Genomic DNA, 21,046 nt, shown 5'->3' with positions numbered 1-21,046 from the left:
GGGCGCAGGCTCAGGCGTAGGTGTCGACGGAGGTAGGGCACACGGCTCGGCTACTTCAAGGCCGAGGGCCTCGACGGTCCGCGTGGACGAGCGTAAGGGCTCCGGCCGGTGCGGTGGCGCGACGGGGGCGCCGCCACCTCGGGCGGTGGTGGCGATCATGAGAGTGGCTGGGTGTGGGGCGGGGCGGGGCAATTCGCTGGGTGGCGGGTGCCATGCGTTGTGGTTGGCCGAGTTGGCGTTGGCGAGCCTCGGGTTGAGGGCTGGCCGATGGGGGGCGGGAAGGGGAGCGGAGAGCACGGTCGGGCTGCGTGCGCAGTAAGTTCTGCGTATGACAGTGCGAACCGAGGAAGAACTCCGTGCCGCGATCCGGCGGGAGATGCCAGGTGTACGCGCCGATCTGGAGCGTCTTGTCCGGATTCCGGGCATTGCGTTCGCCGGGTTTGATCACAGTCACGTGGAGCGGTCTGCTGAGGCGGTTGCCGAGTTGCTGCGTGGGGTGGGGCTGCCCGATGTGCGGGTCGTGCGCAAGGGTGGACAGCCCGCGGTCATCGGGCGTCGGCCCGCGCCTCCCGGTGCGCCCACCGTCTTGTTGTACGCGCACCATGACGTCCAGCCCGTCGGGGACCTCTCGCAGTGGGTCAGCGATCCGTTCGAGGCCGTTGAGCGGGACGGGCGGCTGTACGGGCGCGGGGTTGCCGATGACAAAGCCGGTGTCATGGCGCACGTTGCCGCCCTGCGTGCCTTCGGGGACGACCTGCCCGTCGGGGTGGTCGTGTTCATCGAGGGCGAGGAGGAGTACGGGTCGGAGTCGCTCGAGGACCTGCTGCGCGAGTATCGCGAGGACCTCGCGGCCGACGTCATCGTGATTGCGGACTCGGGGAACTGGGACATCGGGCAGCCGGCGCTGACGACCGGGCTGCGCGGGATCGTCAACGGGTTCGTCGAGGTGCGGGTGTTGCAGAACGCCGTGCACAGCGGGCAGTACGGGGGCGCGGTGCCCGATGCGCTGATCACGCTGTCCCGGCTGATCGCCAGCCTGCACGACGAGCACGGGGACGTCGCCGTCGAAGGGCTGCTGCGCACGCCCTCGGCGCCGCTGGACTATCCCGAGGAGCGGTTCCGGGCCGAGGCCGGCATGCTCGACGGGGTCGAGTTCATCGGCAGCGGGCGGCTCGTCGAGCGGCTCTGGACGCGGCCGGCGATCTCGATTCTCGGCATCGACGCGCCCGCGACCGGTGGGGCGCCCAACGCGCTCGTTCCGGTGGCCAAGGCCAAGTTCAGCGTGCGGATCGCGCCGGGGGACTCGGCGCAGCGCGTGTACGACGCGGTCACCGAGCACCTGCGGCGGCATGCGCCGTGGGGGGCCCGCGTGACGATCGAGCTCGAGCAGCTCGGGGAGCCCTGCGCCATCGACGCGACCGGGCCGGCGTTCGACGCGGCGCGGCAGGCGTTCGCCGAGGCGTGGGACGGCGCGGAGCCGGTGGACATGGGAATAGGGGGTTCGATTCCCTTCATCGCGACGTTCCAGGAGCTGTTCCCGAAGGCCGCGATCCTGGTCACCGGGGTCGAGGACCCCGACACCTGCGCGCACGGGCCGAACGAGAGCCTGCACCTGGCCGAGTTCGAGCGCGTGTGCATCGCCGAGGCGCTGCTGCTGTCGAAGGTGTCACAGCTGACCGCATAAGCAAAGCCACATAGGTAAAGCGAAATAGGCAAAAAGCCACATAGGTAAAGCCATACCAGAAAAAAGCCGCAAGGCCGAGACCGGGCGCGGCGCGGTAAATGATGATATGTCGGAAAAGTCCGGCCCTGCGGAGCGGGCCGGACTTTTCCGTGTAAATCCGTGTAAAGGTGACTGAAAAGGGCGAAAGTCAGCCGCGCGGCGGGAGTTTCACGACGCTGACGAAGAACTCGTCGATCTGGCGTACCACGGCGATGAAGCTGTCGAAGTCCACCGGCTTCGTGACATAGGCGTTCGCGTGCAGGGAGTAACTGCGCAGGATGTCCTCGTCGGCCTGGGACGTGGTCAGGACCACGACGGGGATGCGGCGCAGGTCCTGATCCTCCTTGATGACCTGCAGAACCTCCCGGCCGTCGACCCGCGGCAGGTTGAGGTCCAGGAGGATGAGGTCGGGGCGGGTCGCGTCGGCGAAGCGGCCCTCGCGGCGCAGATAGGCCAGCGCCTCCTCGCCGTCCTGCACGACGTTGAGCTTGTTGCGGACCTTGTGCTCCTCGAACGCCTCCTGCGTCATGAGCACGTCGCCTGGGTCGTCCTCGACCAGCAGCACCTCGATCGGCAGGGATGCTTCAACGGGGGCGGTCATGAGGCGGACTCCTCAACGGGTTCGGGGACGGGCATCGGGAGCGTGAACCGGAACAGCGTACCTTCGCGGTACTCGGGGTCGATCCAGATCCGTCCGCCGTGATATTCGACGATCTTCTTGGCGATGGCCAGGCCGATGCCCGTTCCGGGGTACGTCTCCTTGGCGTGCAGGCGCTGGAAGATCACGAAGACCTTGTCGGCGAACTCAGGCTCGATGCCGATGCCGTTGTCCTCGACGGTGATCTCAAACGTGCCGTCGTCCGCAGGGCGGCTGTCGATGACGATCCGCGGGGGCACGTCGGGGCGGCGGAACTTGATGGCGTTGCCGATGAGGTTGCTGAACAGGGCGCCCAGCAGCGGTTCCTCGCCGCGCACGACCGGGAGGTCGGTGAAGACGATCTCGGCGGAGGTGGCCTCGCGCTGGGCGTCGAACTGCGCGGAGGCGTCGAGCACGACCTTGTTGAGGTCGACGTCGGAGAAGCCGTTAGTGAGCCGGCCGATGCGCGAGAACGCGAGCAGGTCGTTGATCAGCCGCTGCATGCGCTGCGCGCCGTCGACGGCGAAGCCGATGTACTGGTCGGCGCGCTCGTCGAGCTGGCCGGAGTACCGACGCTGGAGCAGCTGGCAGAAGCTCGCCACCTTGCGCAGCGGCTCCTGCAGGTCGTGGCTGGCCACATAGGCGAACTGCTCGAGGTCCCGGTTGGAGCGGGTCAGCTCCGAGGCCTGCTGCTCGAGCATCCGGTTGGCCTCCTCGACCAGCCGGCGCGCCTCCTGTACGTCGGTGAGGTCGGCGTTGATCCGCCGGCGCATGGCGTCGACGTCGCTCGCGAGCGCGGTCAGCTCGGGCGGGCCGGAGCTGTGGATCTCGTAGTCGTAGTCGCCCCCGGCCACCCGCCGCACCTCGGCCGCGAGGCCGGTGACCGGGCGCGTGACGAGCCGGCGCAGGAGCAGGGCGAGCGAGACGCCGGCCACGACGACGACCACGGCGGCGAAGACGAGCAGCAGGATGAGCACGTCGCTGGTCTCGCGGACCTGCCGGGCCACCGCGTCGCGGCGGGCGGCGAGGCGCTGCGAGAGCATGCTGATGCGGCCGGCCGCGTCGTTGTAGACGGACCGCGAGCGGTCCGTCGGCGAGGCCCGGTCCGGGTTCACGCCGTCGGTGCGCGTGGCCTGGATGAGCGGCTCGGTGATCTGGTTGCGGTACGCCGCCGTCGCCGCCGCCACGTCGTGGACCGCGGAGACCAGGGCCGGCTCGTCGCTGACCAGGCGCTCGGTGTCGGCGAGGATCTGAGCTTCCTGCGACTGGGCGTCGCGGTAACTGTCGAGGTCGGCGTCGCGGCCCGACAACGCGAACGTGCGCGCGCTGGACTGCTGGCGCAGCAACTGGGAGTACAGCCGCTCGGCATTGACCAGCGCGGGCGTGAGCCGGTCCATCACCTTGGTGGTGTCGGTCCGGTTGGCCGCGGCCGTCACGGTGGCGCTGACCGCGATCAGGCCCAGCAGGCCGGCGACGATCGCGCACAGGGCGGTGATGCGCCGCCACAGCGACCAGGAGGACGGCGTCATGGCGTTCCCAACGGTGTCAGCAGGAGGACGGCGATGTCGTCGGGGACCGGGCCGCCATTGTGCGCCTCGGCCTGCTGCGCGAGCCAGCCCGGCAGGTCGGGGGCGGCGGCGCGCTCGGGGCTCTGCAGCACCCGGCACAGCCCGTCGACGCCCAGGCGCTCGCCGGACGGCTCGTCGGGGCCGGCCGTGCCCTCGATGAGCCCGTCGGTGTACAGCAGCAGCGCCCACTTGCCGTCCGGCTCCAGCGCGATCTCGCTCGCCGGCCGCGGCATGCCCGGCACGACGCCCAGCACCAGGCCGGGCTCGACGTCGCATGGCACGGCCCGGCCGCCGCTGAGCAGGATCGGCGGCGGGTGCCCGGCGAGGCGGACGCGGGCGGTGCCGGCGGCCAGGTCGACGGTGACCACCGCCACCGTCGCGAACAGCTCGTCGGTGCGCCGCTCGGCGACCAGCACCTGCTCCAGGGAGTCCAGGACCTGCTCCTCCGGCACGCCGGCGAGCACGAGGGCCCGCCACGCGACACGCAGCGCAACGCCCAGCGGCGCCTCGTCGACGCCGTGGCCGCACACGTCGCCGATGAGCAGGTGCAGGCGGGTGCCGCCGTCGACGCCGATCGCGTCGAAGAAGTCGCCGCCGAGCAGGGCGCGGTCGCGGCCGGGGCGATAGATGGAGTACAGCTCGGCCGGCACGCTGCGCATCAGCGGCTGCGGCAGCAGGCCCCGCTCGAGGCGGGACGACTCGGCCTGGCGCAGCTCGGACTCGCGCAGCAGCCGGGCCTGGTCCTCGGCGCGGCGGCGCTCGACGGCGTACCGCACCGCGCGCGACAGCCCGGCCCCGTCCACGCTGCCCTTGACCAGGTAGTCCTGCGCGCCCTCGGCCACCGCGGCGATGCCCAGGTGCTCGTCCTCCAGGCCGGTGAGCACGCAGACCGCGGCGCCGGCCGCGTGCGAGAGCACCTGGCGCAGCCCGTCGAGGCCGCTCGCGTCGGGCAGCCCGAGGTCGAGCAGGATGCACTGCACGTCGCGGAAGCGGGGCCGGGCCTCGCGCATCGTCTGCGCGATCTCCACGTCGAACGGCGCGTCGGCCTCCGCGAGCAGCTCCCGGACGAGGAACGCGTCGCCGGGGTCGTCCTCGACCAGCAGCACGCGGATCCGCTCGCCGGCGAACGGACCGATCCGCCGCCTACGAAGATCCACCGGTGCGCCGAGATCGGTCATGCTCACACCCGGCCAATGGGCTCAAGTATTTGTCGCGCGGCACACATAAGGATGATCCTCCCCTACGTGACGGCTGGGCGCATGTGCGGGTGCAGTGTCTCAGGCCCGGCGCCGCCTTCGCACGTGCCCATCACCCAACCGCGTCCCATGGATAAGCTTTCGCGCGTGCACGGGCTGGATAACGTCGTCGGACTGATCGCGGTCGTGGTCGCCACCTCGGTGGTCGCCCGCCGCATCGGCATGCTGTCGCCGATCCTGCTGGTCGTCGTCGGCATCGGCATCTCGTTCATCCCGGGCCTGCTGGAGATCGAGCTCGACCCCGGCGTCGTGCTGGTCGGCATCCTGCCCCCGATCCTCTACGTGGCGGCGCTGGAGACATCGGTGCCCGCCTTCAAGTTCAACCTTCGCCCGATCCTGCTCCTCGCGGTGGGGCTGGTGTTGTTCACCACCGCCGCCGTGGGGTTCACCCTGCACATGCTGATGCCGGCGGTACCGCAGGCCGCCTGCTTCGCCCTCGGTGCCGTCGTCGCTCCGCCCGACGCCGTCGCGGCCACGGCGGTCGCCCGGCGCATCGGCCTGCCGCGGCGGGTCGTCACCGTGCTGGAGGGCGAGAGCCTCATCAACGACGCGAGCGCCCTGGTGACGCTGCGGGTCGCGGTGGCCGCGGCGGTCGGCGAGGCGGTCGATGGCTGGTCGATCACCGAGACGGCGTCGATCGCGGTCATCGGCGGCATCGCGTTCGGCGTGGCCGGCGGGCTGGTTGTCGGCTTCGTCCACAAGCGGATCACCAACCCGCTCATCGACAACGCCGTGTCGCTGCTCACACCCTGGGTGGTGTTCCTGCCGGCCGAACGGGTCCACGCCTCCGGGGTCGTCGCGGTCGTGGTCTGCGGCCTGTCGCTGGGCCACCGGATGCCGACGCTGATGTCGGCCGCTTCCCGGCTGCAGATGGACGCCTTCTGGCGGATGGTGAAGTTCCTGCTCGAGGGCGCCGTCTTCCTGCTCGTCGGCCTGCAGCTGCGGGCGCTGGTCGCGCACGTCGAGCGCTCCTTCGCCTTCACCATGGGCGCGCTGGTCGCCGTCGTCGGCGTGGTGATCCTCGCCCGGATCGCGTGGCTGTTCCCCACGACGTACCTGACCCGGCTCATCCCGAAGGTCCGCCGCCGCGACCCGGCCCCGCCGCTGGCCGCGCCGGCGGTGATCTCGTGGGCCGGCATGCGCGGCGCCGTCACCCTGGCCGCCGCGCTCTCGCTGCCCGAGCACCTGCCCGGCGACGCGTACTATCCGCGCGGACTCTTCGTGATCCTGGCCTTCGGCGTCATCGTGGCCACATTGGTACTGCAGGGAGCCACCCTCCCCACCGTCGCCCGCTGGCTGAGGGTCCCGCCGGACGACCAGAAGGAGGACGCGCTCGCGGAGGCTACGGTCCAGCACGAGGCGTCCCGGGCCGGCAAGGACCGCCTGGAGGAGGTGGCCGCCGACGCGCCCGAGGGCGTCGTCGAGCGGCTGCGGCTGGTGGCGCAGAGCCGCTCCAACCTGGCGTGGGAACGGCTCGGGCGCGCCGGCCGGGAAACGCCGTCCGCCGCGTACGCCCGGCTGCGGCGCGAGATGCTGAACGCCGAGCGGGAAGTGTTCCGCAAGGCGCGCGACACCGGGCGCATCCCGGAGGAGACGCTGCGGCAGGCGCAGCGCGACATGGACCTGGAAGAGACGCTGCTCGAGCGGGAGGACCTGTGACCTGCGTGCATCTGGAGGCCGCCGAGAAGGTCGAGCCGCCGGAGGTGGACGGCTGCCCGGAGTGCATCGCGGGCGGCTTCACCGACTGGGTACACCTGCGCCAATGCCTGGCGTGCGGCCATGTGGCCTGCTGTGACTCATCGCCGCGGCGCCACGCGACCCAGCACTTCCTGCTCACCCATCACCCGGTGATGCAGTCGATCGAGCCGGGGGAGTACTGGCGCTGGTGCTTCGTCCACGAAACGGTGGGCTGAGCAGGCAAATGCCGTGTTCTCAGCGATTTCAAAGGAGACGCGGGACACAATCGTTGCGAGTTGGGCATGCAGTTCGGCGCGATCGTGTTGCCATGGTCAACGGGGGAAACAGCGGTAAAACCGGGGGATAGGGGCGGGGCCATGGCGAGCTCACAATGGTAAGCGCCATATTGGACCTTGTGTCCGCGCCGGGCGTGCTCTACGCCACGGTGCTCGTGCTGCTCACCGTTGACGCCTTCATTCCTGTGGTACCAGCCCAGGCTCTCATGATCGGCGGGGGCATCCTGTCGACGTCCGGGCACGTGGAGCTCCTGCTGCTCGTGCTCTCCGGCGCGGGCGGGGTCGTCGCCGGCGACCTGCTCGCGTTCTTCCTCGGCCGGCGGCTCGCCCGCCGGGGCGGCCGCGGGCGCGCGCTGCCGCGCCGGGCACAGGCGATCGCGACGAAGCTCAACGAGGCGATGCAGAAGCACATCTTCCTGGCCGTGCTGTTCTGCCGGTTCGTGCCGGCCGGGCGCATGATCACCGCCGTCTACGCCGGGCGCAACGGGGTCTCGACCCGCCGCTTCGCCAGCTACGACGTGGTCGCCGGGGTCCTCTGGGCGTCCTACGGCGCGCTGCTGGGCCACTTCGGCGGCGAGGCCATCGCCGAGTCGTCCTGGCTGCCCCTGGCGCTGGTGGGGGCCGGCGCGGTGCTGTTCGTCGCAGGCGCGCCGCTGCTCGGGATGGTCGGCAAGGCCCGGCGCCGCGCCGCGGAGCAGGGCCGCCCGCCCGCGCGGATCTGCCGGCGCCGCACGGCGATGGAGACCCTCGCCGCCGCGGAGCCCATGGCCGCGATCGAGGTGCTGGTCGCCGCCGAGGCCGTGGCCGCCGCCGAGCACGTCGTCGTGCAGGTCAACGGCCTGGAGTCGGCGGCGCAGTAGGCACGGCCCCGGTCAGGCCGCAGGTGCGGCCGTTACGGCAACGCCAGAGTGCCGCTACTCACTGTTGACCGGCGCGCACCTCAGAAGGGCTGTGCAGCTCGGTCTTGTGCACGCGCTCCCATGCCTCGATCGCCTCGGGCGTCACGTGTAACCGGAAGTAGTCGTTGGCGCTGTGCCGGTTGGTGACCTGCTCCTCGCCCTCCGCGAGCAGCAGGCCCGGCACGAGGTGCAGGCCGTTCTGCACGGCGGCGCTGAGCCGGCGGTGCCCGTCGATCACGTAGTAGTCCTGGCCGCTGTGGCCGATCGTGAGCGGCTCGAGGTCCTCGATCCGGGCGCCGGCGAGCTCCTGGGCGAGGGTCTCATCGGCGAAGTCGATCTCGCGCGTCGGATACACCCGCATGGGGTCGAGCAGCAGCAGCGGCGCCTGCTCGCGCAGGATCGCGGCGCCGAGGCTCCCCTCGAACGCGGCCTGGACGGCCGAGACGACCTGGTCCGGCGTGGCCCGGGTGCTGTCGGCGACCAGGTCGTAGTTGCGCAGCTTGTACTTGTCCGCGCCGTAGCGGGTCAGGAACCGCATCCGCTCGCTCTCGCTGCGGCTGTGCAGGTTCTTCTTCGCCTCCTCCAGCGAGGCGTAGTTCTCCACCTCGCTGTGCGGGCGGGCCAGCACCCGGCGGGCCGCCTCGTTGGGCTCCGTGATCAGGTGGACCTTGAACGCCTCGTGGAAGAAGAACCAGGCGAGGCGGCTGTCGACGATCAGCTGCTCGCCGGACTGCGCGATCTCGCTCTGCAGGTTGTCCACCGCGCTGTCGATCGCGTCGTCGAGCTCCGCGTGCAGGTTGAGCTGCAGAGCGGTCATGCCGCGGCGCTGGGCCATCTCCCGGTACATGTCGCCGACGCTGATGCGACGCAGCCCGAGCCGGCTCGAGAGCTCGACGGAGACCGTCGACTTGCCGCTGCCGAGGTCCCCGTTGATGACGACGGACCGGTGATTGCTCATGCAACTCTCCAGGTAGTGGGCGTCCGGAGCCTAACACGCGCCCGTTGCGGGGCCATTTGCCCGGACAGGCTGTGCAGCAAGGTAATCGGGGTGAAACATCGGGGTGGCAGCATCCGCGTGCACCTTCCCCCGATGAGGTGACCTTTGTTTCTGACCCGCCACGAGCAGGAGCGCCTGCTGATCCACGTCGCCGCCGACGTGGCGCAACGCCGCAGGGACCGCGGGCTCAAGCTCAACTACCCGGAGGCCGTCGCGCTCATCACCGCCTTCCTGCTGGAGGGCGCGCGGGACGGCCGGACCGTGGTCGACCTGATGGAGGCCGGCCGGCACGTGCTCGGCCGCGACGACGTCCTCGAAGGCGTCCCCGAGATGCTGGCGGAGGTGCAGGTGGAGGCGACGTTTCCGGACGGCACCAAGCTCGTGACCGTCCACCACCCGATCCCGTGATCCCGGGCGAGATCGTCCCGGGGGACGGGCCGATCGAGATCAACGCGGGGCGGCCGGAGCTGGTGCTGGCCGTCACCAACACGGGCGACCGCCCGGTGCAGGTCGGTTCCCACTACCACTTCGCCGAGGCGAACGAGGCCCTCGACTTCGACCGCGAGGCCGCCTGGGGCCACCGGCTGGGGGTGCCCGCCGGCACGTCCGTCCGGTTCGAGCCCGGCGTGGCCCGCGAGGTCACCCTGGTGCCTCTCGCGGGCAACCGTGTCGTCCCGGGCCTGCGCGGCCGGGCTGGAGGAGCGCTGTGAGCGGTCCGGAGCGAAGCGGAGGGGCCGCTCACCATGAATACAGCTTTGAGTCACTCCGTTACCGGAGCGAAGCGGAGGTGACGGAGTGACTGAGCTTGATCGCCGTCGGTACGCCGACCTCTACGGCCCCACCGCCGGCGACCGGGTCCGCCTTGCCGACACCGACCTGTTCATCCAGGTGGAGCGGGACCACTGCGCGGGCGGCGACGAGGCCGTCTTCGGCGGCGGCAAGGTCATCCGCGAGTCGATGGGCCAGTCCCGGGCCACGCGCGCCGAGGGCACGCCCGACACCGTGATCACCGGCGCGCTCATCCTCGACCACTGGGGCGTGGTGAAGGCCGACATCGGCATCCGCGACGGGCGGATCGTCGGCATCGGCCGGGCCGGCAACCCCGACATCATGGACGGCGTCGACCCGGCGCTGGTCATCGGCCCGTCGACGGAGATCATCGCCGGCAACGGGCGGATTCTCACGGCCGGCGCGATCGACTGTCATGTACACCTGATCGCCCCGCTGATCCTGGAGGAGGCCCTCGCCAGCGGCATCACCACGATCGTCGGCGGCGGCACCGGGCCGGCCGAGGGCAGCAAGGCGACCACGGTCACGCCCGGCGCCTGGCACCTGGCCCGCATGTTCGAGGCGCTGGACCCCTGGCCGGTCAACGTGCTGCTGCTCGGCAAGGGCAACACCGTCTCCGAAGCGGGGATGTGGGAGCAGCTGCGGGCCGGCGCCGGTGGCTTCAAGCTGCACGAGGACTGGGGCACGACCCCGGCGGCGATCGACGCCTGCCTGCGGGTCGCCGACGCCTCCGGCGTGCAGGTGAACATCCACACCGACACGCTCAACGAGGCCGGGTTCGTCGAGGAGACCCTGCGCGCCATCGCCGGGCGGTCCATCCACGCGTACCACACCGAGGGCGCCGGCGGCGGGCACGCGCCCGACATCATCACGGTCGCCTCGCACCCCAACGTGCTGCCGTCCTCGACGAACCCGACCCGCCCGTACACCCGCAACACCCTCGCCGAGCACCTCGACATGCTGATCGTGTGCCACCACCTCAACCCGAGCGTGCCCGAGGACCTGGCGTTCGCCGAGAGCCGGATCCGGCCCTCGACGATGGCCGCCGAGGACCTCCTGCACGACCTCGGCGCGATCTCGATCATCGGCTCGGACTCGCAGGCGATGGGCCGGGTCGGCGAGGTCGTGCTGCGCACCTGGCAGACCGCGCACGTCATGAAGCGGCGGCGGGGCTCCCTGCCGGGCGACGGGCCGGCCGACAACGAGCGCGCGAAGCGGTACGTCGCGAAGTACACCATCTGCCCGGCGGTCGCCGCCGGCATCGACCACGAGGTCGGCTCCGTCGCCGTCGGCAAGCTCGCCGACCTGGTCCTGTGGGACCCGGCGTTCTTCGGGGTCCGGCCGCACGTCGTGATCAAGGGCGGCGCGATCGCCTGGGGCGCGATGGGCGACGCGAACGCGTCCATCCCGACGCCGCAGCCGATCCTGTCCCGGCCGATGTTCGGCGCGTACGGCGCCGCGGCCCCGGCCACCAGCCTCGCCTTCGTCGCGCCGGCGGCGATCGAGGACGGCCTGGCCGAGCGGCTCGGCCTGCGGCGCCGGCTCGCCGCGGTCGCCGACACCCGCTCGCGCGGCAAGGCCGACATGCCGGGCAACGACGCCCTGCCGCGCATCGAGGTCGAGCCCGACACGTTCACGGTCCGCATCGACGGCGAGGTGGTCGAGCCCGACCCCGTCACCGAGCTGCCGATGGCCCAGCGGTACTTCCTGTTCTAGCCATGCGCGCGTTCACACAGCTCCTGCTGCTGGCCGACGGCCGGTTCCCGTCCGGCGGCCACGCGCACTCCTCGGGCCTGGAGGCGGCCGTCGCCGGCGGCCGTGTGCGCGGCCTCGACGACCTGCGCGCGTTCCTGCAGGGCCGGCTGCGCACCGGCGGCCTGGTCGCCGCCGCGTTCGCGGCCGCCGCCTGCGCGCGCCCCGAGGCGGTCGAGGAGCTGGACGAGGAGCTCGACGCGCGCACCCCGTCGCCGGCGCTGCGCCTGGCCGCCCGGCGGCAGGGCCGCTCGCTGTGCCGGGCCGCGCAGGTGGTCTGGCCGGGCGAGCACGTGGCCGCGGCCGCCCGCGCCCGGGCCTCGCAGCCCGTCGCGCTCGGCGTCGCCGCCGCGGCCGCCGGCCTGACGCCCGAGGAGGCGGCACTGCTGGCCGCGTACCACTGCATCACCGGCCCGGCGAGCGCGGCGGTCCGCCTGCTCGGGCTCGACCCGTACCGCGTGCATGCCCTGCTCGCCGAGCTCGGCGACGCGTGCGACGCCGTGGCGCGGGAGGCCGCGACATTCGCCAACGGGCCCGCGTCGGACCTGCCGGCGGCATCGGCGCCGCTGCTGGACGTTTCCGCCGAGGACCACGCCGCATGGGAGGTAAGGCTCTTTGCAAGCTGAACACGATCACGAGGCCGACCACGACCACCCGCACCCGCACGGTGACCCGCACCACCCGCTGCCCGACTCGGAGCGGGCGCTGCGGATCGGTATCGGCGGCCCGGTCGGGTCCGGCAAGACCGCGCTCGTCGCGGCGCTGTGCCGGGCGCTGTCCGACGACCTGCGCGTCGCCGTCGTCACCAACGACATCTACACCACCGAGGACGCCGACTTCCTGCTGCGCAACGGCGTCCTGCCGGCCGAGCGCATCCGCGCCGTGGAGACCGGCTGCTGCCCGCACACCGCGATCCGCGACGACATCTCGGCCAACCTCGACGCGATCGAGGAGCTTGAGGAGAGCCTCGGGCCGCTCGACGTGATCCTGGTCGAGAGCGGCGGCGACAACCTGACCGCGACGTTCAGCCGCGGCCTGGTCGATCGTCAGATCTTCGTCGTGGACGTGGCCGGCGGCGACAAGGTGCCGCGCAAGGGCGGCCCCGGCGTCACCTCCGCGGACCTGCTCGTCATCAACAAGACCGACCTGGCCCCGCTGGTCGGCGCGGACCTCGGGGTGATGGAGCGCGACGCCGCCGCGCGCCGCGGCGACCTGCCGACGGTGTTCCTGTCCCTGGTCGAGGACCGCGCCGCGAAGCCGGTCCAGGAGTGGATCCGCGGTCTGGTGCCGTGAAGGCGGTAGCTCGGATCGTGGCCGAGCTTGCGGGCGGCCGGACGGCCCTGCGTGTGCTCAAGGGCGAGGCGCCGCTCCTGCCGCGGCGCACCGGCCCCGAGGAGGTCCACCTCGTCGGGGGCGCGGCGGGCCCGCTCGGCGGCGACGACCTGAGCCTCGAGATCGAGGTCGGCCCGGGCGCGCGGCTGTGGCTGCGCACGGTCGCGGCGAGCATCGCGCTGCCCGGGCGCGACGGCGCCGAGTCGCGCCTGGCGGTGCACGCGACGGTGGGGGAGGGCGGGTTCCTGGCGTTCCTGCCCGAGCCGATCGTCGCGGCCGCGCGCTGCCGGCACCACAACGCGTCGGTCGTCGAGGTCGCCGCCGGCGCCCGGCTGCTGTGGCGCGAGGAGGCGGTGTTCGGCCGCCACGGCGAGCCCCCCGGCGACCTGCGGCTGTCGACGTCGATTCGCAGAAACTCCCGGCCTTGGTACCGCAGTGACGTCGCCGTCGGCCCCTCGCACCCCGACGGCCCGGCGATCCTGCACGGCGCGCGCCTGCTGGCAACGCTGGTCGCAACAACGGACGTAACCGAAATGTCGGATAAATCAGAAATCGGGACGATTTCGGATTTATCTGGTTCCCTCCACGCCGCCGTCATGCCGCTCGCCCGCGGAGGCCTGGTCGCCACAGTGATCGGGGACGATCTCACCGCCGCCCGGCGGGTCACCGAGCGGCTGGTTACAACCGCGCAATAGACGAGCAAAGCGTGAGTAACGGCCGGGGCGTCTACTCACGAGCGACTCACCAATGGTGAGGCGCGCCTAGGGTTCCGCGGCGATGCCGGCTGGTCCGAGAGGCGCAGGCGCCCGGCAGCGGGCGTTCCACGGCGGGACAAAAGCCCGGGAGACAGCCGTCGCGTCCGGCTGCTCCGTGGCCGGACAGCCACACCCGAAGGGGTCTGTCCGAATGGGTCTGTTCCACAACCACTACGGGCCGGAGGCCCGCTACGCCGTCGAGCGCGAGGCCGAGCTGCCCACCACCAAGTGGGAGGAGGAGGTCGCGCGCGGGCTCGAGCTCGGGCTGCCGGGCGCGGACTCGATCGTCGACAAGCGCATCCCCACGTTCTCCCGCGGCGAGCTGCCCCACTTCGCCGGCATCAACACCTTCCTCAAGGCGCCCTACCTCGAGGACGTGCGCCGCTGCGGCGAGTACGACGTCGCCGTGCTCGGCGCGCCGTTCGACGGCGGCACCACGTACCGCTCCGGCACCCGTTTCGGCCCGCAGGGCATCCGCAAGATCTCGGCGCTGTACGGGCCGTACAGCTTCGAGCTCGGCGTCGACCTGCGCGAGTCGATCACCATCGCCGACCTCGGCGACATCTTCACCATCCCGGCGAACATCGAGAAGACGTTCGACCAGATCTCCAAGGCCGTCGCGCACGTCTACGAGTCCGGCGCGTTCCCGGTCGTGCTCGGCGGCGACCACTCCATCGGCTACCCCACCGTGCGCGGCGTCGCGCAGCACCTGCAGGGCAACCTCGGCATCATCCACTTCGACCGGCACGTCGACACCCAGGAGACGGACCTCGACGAGCGGATGCACACCACGCCGTGGTTCCACGCCACGGACATCCCCAACGTGCCGCCCAAGAACCTGGTGCAGATCGGCATCGGCGGCTGGCAGGCGCCGCGCCCGGGCGTCAAGGTCGGCCGCGAGCGGGGTACCACCATCATGACCGTCACCGACTGCGTCGAGATGGGCATCGAGGCCGCGGCCGAGCGCGCCCTGGAGGTCGCGTGGGACGGCGCCGACGCGGTGTGGCTGTCCTTCGACGTCGACTGCCTCGACGCCGCCTTCGTGCCGGGCACCGGGTGGCCCGAGCCGGGCGGGTTCCTGCCCCGCGAGGTCCTCAAGTTCATCCAGCTCATCGCGGAGAAGCCGCTCGCCGGCATCGAGGTCGTGGAGTGCTCGCCGCCGTACGACAACGCCGAGATCACCGCGCTCATCGCCACCCGGGTCATCTGCGACACCCTCGGCTGCCTCGTGCGCGCCGGGCACCTTCCTAGGAGAGCGTCATGAAGCGTCGTTCACTGCTGCTCGGCGCGGCCGGGGCCGCGTTCCTGGCCGCCTGCTCCGACAAGTCGGACGCCCAGTCGGCGTCGGGGAGCCTCACCCTGGGCTTCAGCGCCTGGCCCGGCTGGTTCCCGTGGCAGGTCGCACAGGAGAAGGGCCTGTTCACCAAGAACAACGTCGCGGTTGAGCTCAAGTACTTCGACAGCTACACCGACAGCCTCAACGCCCTGGCCACCGGCAACCTGACCTGCAACAGCCAGACCCTCAACGACACGCTGTCGTCCGTCTCCGGCGGCTCGAAGCAGACGATCGTGCTGCTCAACGACAACTCCACCGGCAATGACCAGATCATCGCCGCACCCGGCATCGAGAAGGTCGCCGACCTCAAGGGCAAGAAGGTCGCCGCCGAGCAGGGCACCGTCGATCACTACCTGCTGCTGCTCGCCCTGGAGAAGGCCGGGCTCACCGAGAAGGATGTCACGTTCACGCCGCTGCTCACCGACGCCGCGGCGGCCGCGTTCGTCGCCGGGCAGGTCGACGCGGTCGGCGTCTTCGCGCCGTTCACCACCACGGCGCTGGGCCGGGCCGGCAGCAAGGCCGTTGCCACGTCGAAGGACTTCCCCGGCGCGATCCCGGACACGCTGTCGTTCCAGTCGCAGTACGTCGCCGACCACCCCGACCAGGTGCAGGCAGTCGTGCAGACCTGGTTCGACACCGTCGCGTGGATCAAGGCGAACCCGGCCGAGGCGGTGAGCATCATGGCGAAGAAGGGCGGGGTGTCCGACGCGGACTACAAGACGTACGACGCCGGCACCACGATCTTCACCAAGGAGCAGAACCTCGCCGCGTTCGAGTCCGGCACGGACGCCACCCACCTCGACTTCCAGGCGAAGAAGATCGCGGAGTTCCTGGTCAGCACCAAGCTGGTCGAGACGGCGCCGCCGCTGGGCGGGCTGTTCGAGCCCAAGTTCGTGAAGGCCGTGCGGTGACGGCGGCGACGGCGGCCGGGGTGAGCGCGGAGGCGACGCCGTCGGTGCGGGCATCCTGGCGCCCACTGCCGCGCCGGCGCACCGTCCGGCCGCCCCGGGCCGTCCTCGCGATCCGGGCCCCGCTGCCGCCGGCGGCGCGTATCACGCTCGCCGCGCTGTCGGTGCTGCTGCCGCTGGCCGTCTGGCTGGTCCTCGGCGCCACCGGCGCGGTCGACCCGCGCTACTTGCCGGCGCCGGACAAGGTCTGGCACGCCGGGCTCGACATGGCGGCCAGCGGGCAGCTGTGGACCGACCTGTGGGCGACGCTGCAGCGGATCCTCTACGGCTTCGGGCTCGCGGTGCTCGTCTCGGTGCCGCTGGGCATCGCGATGGGCAGCTTCAACGCGGCGAACGCCCTGCTGGAGCCGCTGAGCGGGCTGCTGCGGTACCTGCCCGCGGCCGCGTTCACGCCGCTGCTGCTGATCTGGCTGGGCATCGGCGAGAACCCGAAGATCGCGCTGATCTTCCTGGGCACGGTCTTCTTCAACATGCTGATGACCGCGGATGTGGTACGCCTGGTGCCGCGCGACTTCATCGACGTCGCCTACACCCTCGGCGCCCGCCGGGGCGAGGTGCTGCGCAAGATCATCGTGCCGCACTCGCTACCGGGGATGCTCGACGCCGTGCGCGTCAACTTCGCCGCCGCCTGGAACCTCGTCGTCGTCGCCGAGCTCGTCAACAGCGAGACCGGCCTCGGCAAGCGGATCCTGCTGGCACAGCGGTTCACCCAGACCGACAAGATCTTCGCCATCCTCGTCGTCATCGCCCTCGTCGGGGTCGCCACCGACGTGCTGCTGCGGCTGGCGCGCAACCGGATCGGACGGTGGGTGTAGTGCTGGCGCTGGCCGGGGTCGGGCGCACCTGGGGTACCAAAGCGGCCTTGGAAAATGTTTCTCTCGACATCGCGGCGGGGCAGTTCGTCTGCGTGGTCGGGGCCAGCGGCTCGGGCAAGTCGACGCTGCTGTCGATCGTCGCCGGGCTGGTCGCGCCGACCTCGGGCGCCGTCACGCTCGCCGGTGAGGCGGTGACCGGGCCCGGCCCCGACCGCGGCCTGGTCTGCCAGTCCGGCGCCGTCTACCCGTGGCGGACCGTCGAGCAGAACATCGGCTTCGGGCTGGAGCTGCTGGGCCTGCCGCGGGCGGAGCGGCGGGCGAGGGTGGACTGGTACCTCGCCGAGACCGGCCTGTCGGGCCTGCGCGCCGCACTGCCCAAGCAGCTGTCCGGCGGGCAGCGCCAGCGGGTGGCGATCGCGCGGGCGCTCGCGTGCGAGCCGCGGGTGCTGCTGCTCGACGAGCCCTTCGGCGCGCTCGACGTGCAGACCAAGGAGGACATGCAGGTCTTCCTGCGCGGCGTGTGGCGCGACACGGGCACGACGGTGCTCATGGTCACCCACGACGTCGAGGAGGCCGTGTTCCTCGGCCAGCGCGTGGTCGTGCTGGCCAGCCACCCCGGCCGGGTGGCCGCGGACGTGCCGGTCCCGCTGCCGGACGACCGCGACCGGCTGGCCAAGCGTGCGCCGGATTTCCTGCGGCTGCGCGCCGACGTCGAGGATCTGGTGCGCTCCTCTATTTGAGGAAGAGCGCCGAGATCTTCGGCAGGTGCTTGCGGACGGCCTGGTCGTCCTCGTCGTCCCAGTCGTCCTCGATCAGCGGGGCGACCTGGCCGGTCCGCGCGCGCAGCAGCATCGGGTAGTCGTCGGCCTCGCCGTACAGATCCTCGGCGAGGTCCTCGACCTCCCGCGGCGCCAGCTCGTGTGCCGGCAGGTCGCCGGCGGCGACGGCCCGCACCACCGGGTCGTCGGCGAGGTCGTCGGGGCTCGCCACCGCCCGCTCGTAGACCTCGCGCCCGCGGGCGATGAGCCCGTCGACGAACGCGTCGGCGTAGCGGGCCACGATCCGCCCCGTCGCCCACATGGCGGAGGAGTTGGCGGCCGCCTGCAGCTCGGTGCGGCGCGCGTCGAAGCCGAGCAGGTCGCTCTTCTCGAGGGCGCCCAGGCGCATGCGCAGCTCGGCGGTGAACCGCTCGGCGAAGCCCGGCGTGACACGCTCGCCGGCGGCGGCCCGCGCCCCGTCGACGATCGACCAGAAAGTATCGGTGTCCACGGCAACGAAGTCTGTCACCCCGCCGCACGCTCCGGCCAACCCTGTAGCGTCTTGATCGTGCCGAGTTTGACCCGTATCGAGGCGGTGCGCCGGGCGCAGCTGCTGCGCGTGCACTCCTACGCCGTTGAGCTGGATGTGACCCGCGACGACGAGTTTGTTTCGCGGACCGTGGTCGAGTTCTCCTGTACGTCGGACGGGGCCTCGACCTTCGCCGAGCTCAAGGGCGGTCGAATCCGGCACGCTCTGCTCAACGGCGTCCCGTTGGCCGAGCACACGGACAACCGGCTGGAGCTGCCCGGCCTGGCGGCGCGCAACCGGCTCGAGGTCGAGTTCACGGCGCCGTACTCGCGGGGCGGCGAGGGCCTGCACAAGTTCACCGACCCGGAGGACGGGGAGGTGTACCTCTACGGCCAGGCACCGCTCGACGACGCCCAGCGCATGTTCGTCTGCTTCGACCAGCCCGACCTCAAGGCGCCCATCGCCCTGACCGTGCTCGCGCCCCCGCAGTGGATCGTGCGCGGCAACGCCCCGCTGGCCGGCCGCGACGGCGGCCGCTGGTCGTTCGAGCCGACGCCGCCGCTGGCGCCGTACCTGTTCAGCCTGCTCGCGGGCCCGTGGCACGTGCTCGAGTCCGAGCACGACGGCATCCCCCTCGGCCTGCTGTGCCGGCGCAGCCTGGCCGCCGCCCTCGCCCCCGACGCCGAGGAGCTCTTCGGCGCGACCGCGGCCGGCTTCGACCGCTACCACGAGCTGTTCGGCGTGCGGTACCCCTTCGGCAAGTACGACCAGGCGTTCGTCCCCGAGTTCTCCGGCGGCGCCGTGGAGAACCCCGGCCTGGTGAACTTCCGCGAGGAGTTCCTCTTCCGCGCCCGCGTCACCGACAGCGAGCGCCACCGCCGCTTCGTGGTGATGCTGCACGAGATGGCGCACATGTGGTTCGGCGACCTGGTGACCCTGCGCTGGTGGGACGACGTGTGGCTCAACGAGGCGTTCGCCGAGTACATGGGCTGGCGCGTCGCGGCGGAGACCGGCCGCCACCCGACGGCGTCCGCCGACTTCGCGATCTGGCGCGAGCGCTGGGGCTACCTGGCCGACCAGCGCCCGTCGACGCACCCGGTCGCCCCCGACGGCGTCGCCGACACGGAGGTGGCCCTGCAGAACTTCGACGGCATCTCCTACGCCAAGGGCGCCGCGGCCCTGCACCAGCTGGCCGTCCACCTCGGCGACGACGTATTTTTGTCCGGTTTGCGCGAGTACTTTCGCCGCTACCGCTTCGCCAACGCCGCCTTGGTCGACCTCCTGTCGGTGCTCGGCGACGCCGCCGGCCGCGACCTGACCGGCTGGGCGGAGCTGTGGCTGCGCAGCAGCGGCGCCAACACCCTGCGCCCCCTGCCGTCCCGCGCGGCCGGCGCACCGGCCGGTTTGACGGTCGAGCAGACCGGCCGCCCGCTACGCCCCCACCGCCTCACGGTCTCGGCCTACGCCACCGACGGCTCCGTCCGCCGCCTCCCCTTCACCATCGACGGCACCCACGCCACGATCCCCGGCCTGACCCCGGCCCCCACCGGCACGGTCCTGCTCCTCAACGACGGCGACGAGACGTACGCCAAGATCCGCTTCGACCCCTTCAGCCGCGCCGCGCTGCCCGCCGTGCTCCCCGACCTGGAGGGCCCCCTGGCCCGCGCCGTGGTCTGGCTCGCGGTCATGGACGCGGTGCGCGACCGCGAAATCCCCCCGTCGGAGTTCCTGGCCCTGCTCGTGGCGGCGCTGCCCACCGAGCGCCAGGAGGGCGTCTTCGACGAGGTCCTGGCTTTCGCCCGCGACTCGCTGGCCCGCCGCGGCCTGGTCCCCTTCGCCCCTCTGGCCGAGGCCTGCGCCACGGCCCTGGCCGGCGCGGCCCCCGGCACCGGCCGCCAGCTGGCGACCGCCCGCGCCCTGGCCAGCGTCGCCGGCGAGCCCGACGTCCCGCTGCTGCGCGGCTGGCTCGACGGCGCGGCCCCGGACGGCCTGGCGGTCGACGCCGACCTGCGCTGGTCCCTGCTGCGCCGCCTGTCCGCGCTGGGCGGCGCGTCGCAGTCCGAGATCGCCGCGGAGGAGCGCCGCGACCCGACCGCGAAGGGCGCCGAGGCGGCCGCCGCGTGCCGGGCTGCGCTGCCCGACCCGGAGTCGAAGGCCGCGGCCTGGAGCACGCTCGCCCACGACCCCAACCCGCGGCTGGCGATCGCGAACGCCTCGGCCTTCTGGCAGCCGGGCCAGGAGGCGTTGACGGACGCCTACGTGGAGCGGTACTTCGCCGATGCGCCCGCGATGCTCGACGGCCGCTATCCACTTGCGGCACTGCAGGTCGTGCGGCACAGCTTTCCGTTGTACAGCGCCCGGGCCCTCCCGCTGGCCGAAGCCTGCCTCGCCGCCGATGACCTCGACCCCCGCCTACGGCGCGAGCTGGCCGACGGCGCCGACGAGCTGCGCCGCTGGACCACGACGTGACGCCGATCCATCCGCGCGTTCGGGGCCGTGCGCGCGGGTACTAAGGGCGACGTGAGGTCTGGTGCTAGGCCCAATACCGCTGACTTAAGTGATCGCGTAGAGGTCGAGTTTGACCGGGGCGGGTTTGGACGGCTCGGCGATGGCGATGGTTTCGGTGTGGGGCCGGTCGGGCTGGGGCCAGTGGCGATGGTTGGCTCGTTTGAGGGCCCAGTTGGACATCTTGCGTTTGATGACGCGGGGGTTGGCCCGTAGCCGCCGTTTCGGCAGGAGACGGTGCAGGATCTCAGCTCGGCTGCGCTGTAGTGCGCGGGTCAGTCGTGCGGGGGGGAAACGCCGCCTGGGCGGTGACCTGGCGGCGGATCACGTTCAGGGTGCGGGTGAAGGAGATCCGGTCGGGGTCCTCGCCGGCGTGCTGGGCGGCCTGCCACATCAGCTCGCGGATGGCGTAGTGCACCAGCAGGAACCCGTAGACCTCCTGCTCGACCCCGTC

20 protein-coding genes, 1 pseudogene and 1 riboswitch are annotated in these 21,046 nt (G+C 71.8%); of the genes and pseudogenes, 15 read left to right on the top strand and 6 right to left on the bottom strand.

What is annotated here, in order from left to right:
• The first annotated feature begins 328 nt into the window (after positions 1–328).
• Entirely contained in the window at positions 329–1,684 is a 1,356-nt protein-coding gene (locus tag ABD901_RS31115; RefSeq protein WP_345132032.1) for a dipeptidase, read from the top strand.
• 187 nt (positions 1,685–1,871) lie between these two features.
• Here the strand turns inward: ABD901_RS31115 and ABD901_RS31110 are convergent, their stop codons facing one another.
• From ABD901_RS31110 to ABD901_RS31100, 3 genes are read right to left on the bottom strand one after another with little or no spacing between them, the layout of a single operon-like run.
• Positions 1,872–2,324 carry a response regulator gene (locus tag ABD901_RS31110; protein ID WP_345132029.1) on the bottom strand — a complete coding sequence of 151 codons (453 nt, stop codon included), beginning with the start codon at positions 2,322–2,324 and terminating at the stop codon, positions 1,872–1,874.
• Positions 2,321–3,889 carry a sensor histidine kinase gene (locus tag ABD901_RS31105; protein WP_345132027.1) on the bottom strand — a complete coding sequence of 523 codons (1,569 nt, stop codon included), beginning with the start codon at positions 3,887–3,889 and terminating at the stop codon, positions 2,321–2,323. Before ABD901_RS31105 ends, ABD901_RS31110 begins: the two co-directional genes overlap by 4 nt.
• On the bottom strand, positions 3,886–5,106 hold the full coding sequence (locus ABD901_RS31100) for a PP2C family protein-serine/threonine phosphatase (RefSeq protein ID WP_345132025.1): 1,221 nt from the start codon (positions 5,104–5,106) through the stop codon (positions 3,886–3,888). The genes ABD901_RS31105 and ABD901_RS31100 overlap by 4 nt, the downstream gene beginning before the upstream one ends.
• Before the next feature lie 165 nt (positions 5,107–5,271).
• Between ABD901_RS31100 and ABD901_RS31095 the strand changes: the two genes are divergently transcribed.
• The 3 genes from ABD901_RS31095 to ABD901_RS31085 all read left to right on the top strand — a co-directional run bounded on the left by ABD901_RS31095 (position 5,272) and on the right by ABD901_RS31085 (position 8,017).
• Positions 5,272–6,843 (top strand): Na+/H+ antiporter, encoded by a 1,572-nt coding sequence (locus ABD901_RS31095; RefSeq protein ID WP_345132023.1) that lies wholly within the window; start codon positions 5,272–5,274, stop codon positions 6,841–6,843.
• Positions 6,840–7,097 (top strand): UBP-type zinc finger domain-containing protein, encoded by a 258-nt coding sequence (locus ABD901_RS31090; protein WP_345132022.1) that lies wholly within the window; start codon positions 6,840–6,842, stop codon positions 7,095–7,097. Before ABD901_RS31095 ends, ABD901_RS31090 begins: the two co-directional genes overlap by 4 nt.
• Positions 7,098–7,276: 179 nt before the next feature.
• A complete protein-coding gene (locus tag ABD901_RS31085) occupies positions 7,277–8,017 on the top strand; it encodes a DedA family protein (RefSeq protein ID WP_345132020.1) in 741 nt (246 codons plus the stop codon).
• Positions 8,018–8,075: 58 nt separating this feature from the next.
• Here ABD901_RS31085 and ABD901_RS31080 read toward each other — a convergent pair whose 3' ends face one another.
• Positions 8,076–9,014 carry an AAA family ATPase gene (locus tag ABD901_RS31080; protein WP_345132017.1) on the bottom strand — a complete coding sequence of 313 codons (939 nt, stop codon included), beginning with the start codon at positions 9,012–9,014 and terminating at the stop codon, positions 8,076–8,078.
• 144 nt (positions 9,015–9,158) lie between these two features.
• Here ABD901_RS31080 and ABD901_RS31075 point away from each other — a divergent pair, with 144 nt between their 5' ends.
• From ABD901_RS31075 to ABD901_RS31030, 10 genes are all read left to right on the top strand, one after another.
• Positions 9,159–9,461, top strand: a complete 303-nt coding sequence (locus ABD901_RS31075) for an urease subunit gamma (protein ID WP_345132015.1) — start codon at positions 9,159–9,161, stop codon at positions 9,459–9,461.
• On the top strand, positions 9,458–9,763 hold the full coding sequence (locus ABD901_RS31070; RefSeq protein WP_345132013.1) for an urease subunit beta: 306 nt from the start codon (positions 9,458–9,460) through the stop codon (positions 9,761–9,763). Before ABD901_RS31075 ends, ABD901_RS31070 begins: the two co-directional genes overlap by 4 nt.
• 85 nt (positions 9,764–9,848) lie before the next feature.
• Positions 9,849–11,558, top strand: coding sequence for an urease subunit alpha (locus ABD901_RS31065; protein ID WP_345132011.1), 1,710 nt, complete (start codon positions 9,849–9,851; stop codon positions 11,556–11,558).
• 2 nt (positions 11,559–11,560) lie between these two features.
• On the top strand, positions 11,561–12,220 hold the full coding sequence (locus tag ABD901_RS31060; protein WP_345132009.1) for an urease accessory protein UreF: 660 nt from the start codon (positions 11,561–11,563) through the stop codon (positions 12,218–12,220).
• Positions 12,210–12,887 carry an urease accessory protein UreG gene (gene ureG, locus ABD901_RS31055; protein WP_380136813.1) on the top strand — a complete coding sequence of 226 codons (678 nt, stop codon included), beginning with the start codon at positions 12,210–12,212 and terminating at the stop codon, positions 12,885–12,887. The genes ABD901_RS31060 and ureG overlap by 11 nt, the downstream gene beginning before the upstream one ends.
• A complete protein-coding gene (locus ABD901_RS31050; RefSeq protein WP_345132007.1) occupies positions 12,884–13,621 on the top strand; it encodes an urease accessory protein UreD in 738 nt (245 codons plus the stop codon). The genes ureG and ABD901_RS31050 overlap by 4 nt, the downstream gene beginning before the upstream one ends.
• 55 nt (positions 13,622–13,676) lie before the next feature.
• A riboswitch (guanidine-I (ykkC/yxkD leader) is annotated at positions 13,677–13,774 on the top strand.
• A 58-nt stretch (positions 13,775–13,832) separates the two neighbouring features.
• A complete protein-coding gene (locus ABD901_RS31045; RefSeq protein ID WP_345132005.1) occupies positions 13,833–14,945 on the top strand; it encodes an agmatinase family protein in 1,113 nt (370 codons plus the stop codon).
• Positions 14,942–15,928 (top strand): ABC transporter substrate-binding protein, encoded by a 987-nt coding sequence (locus ABD901_RS31040; protein WP_345132003.1) that lies wholly within the window; start codon positions 14,942–14,944, stop codon positions 15,926–15,928. Before ABD901_RS31045 ends, ABD901_RS31040 begins: the two co-directional genes overlap by 4 nt.
• A complete protein-coding gene (locus ABD901_RS31035) occupies positions 15,925–16,800 on the top strand; it encodes an ABC transporter permease (RefSeq protein WP_345132000.1) in 876 nt (291 codons plus the stop codon). Before ABD901_RS31040 ends, ABD901_RS31035 begins: the two co-directional genes overlap by 4 nt.
• Positions 16,791–17,540: an ABC transporter ATP-binding protein gene (locus ABD901_RS31030; protein WP_345131998.1), complete on the top strand. Its 750-nt coding sequence runs from the start codon at positions 16,791–16,793 to the stop codon at positions 17,538–17,540. Before ABD901_RS31035 ends, ABD901_RS31030 begins: the two co-directional genes overlap by 10 nt.
• Here ABD901_RS31030 and ABD901_RS31025 read toward each other — a convergent pair.
• Positions 17,533–18,069: a DUF4240 domain-containing protein gene (locus tag ABD901_RS31025; RefSeq protein WP_345131996.1), complete on the bottom strand. Its 537-nt coding sequence runs from the start codon at positions 18,067–18,069 to the stop codon at positions 17,533–17,535. The two genes, ABD901_RS31030 and ABD901_RS31025, sit on opposite strands and share 8 nt — an antisense overlap.
• Before the next feature lie 57 nt (positions 18,070–18,126).
• Between ABD901_RS31025 and pepN the strand changes: the two genes are divergently transcribed.
• Entirely contained in the window at positions 18,127–20,556 is a 2,430-nt protein-coding gene (pepN, locus tag ABD901_RS31020) for an aminopeptidase N (protein ID WP_345131994.1), read from the top strand.
• 283 nt (positions 20,557–20,839) lie between these two features.
• Here the strand turns inward: pepN and ABD901_RS31015 are convergent.
• Positions 20,840–21,046 (bottom strand): annotated as a pseudogene (locus tag ABD901_RS31015) (hypothetical protein); the annotation flags it as partial.

It is taken from the genome of Dactylosporangium darangshiense (genome assembly GCF_039537565.1).
In the GTDB taxonomy this organism is placed as follows: Bacteria; Actinomycetota; Actinomycetes; order Mycobacteriales; family Micromonosporaceae; genus Dactylosporangium; species Dactylosporangium darangshiense.
The sequence above is the reverse complement of the archived record's forward strand: the minus strand, read 5'-3'. Positions and strand labels throughout refer to the sequence as shown.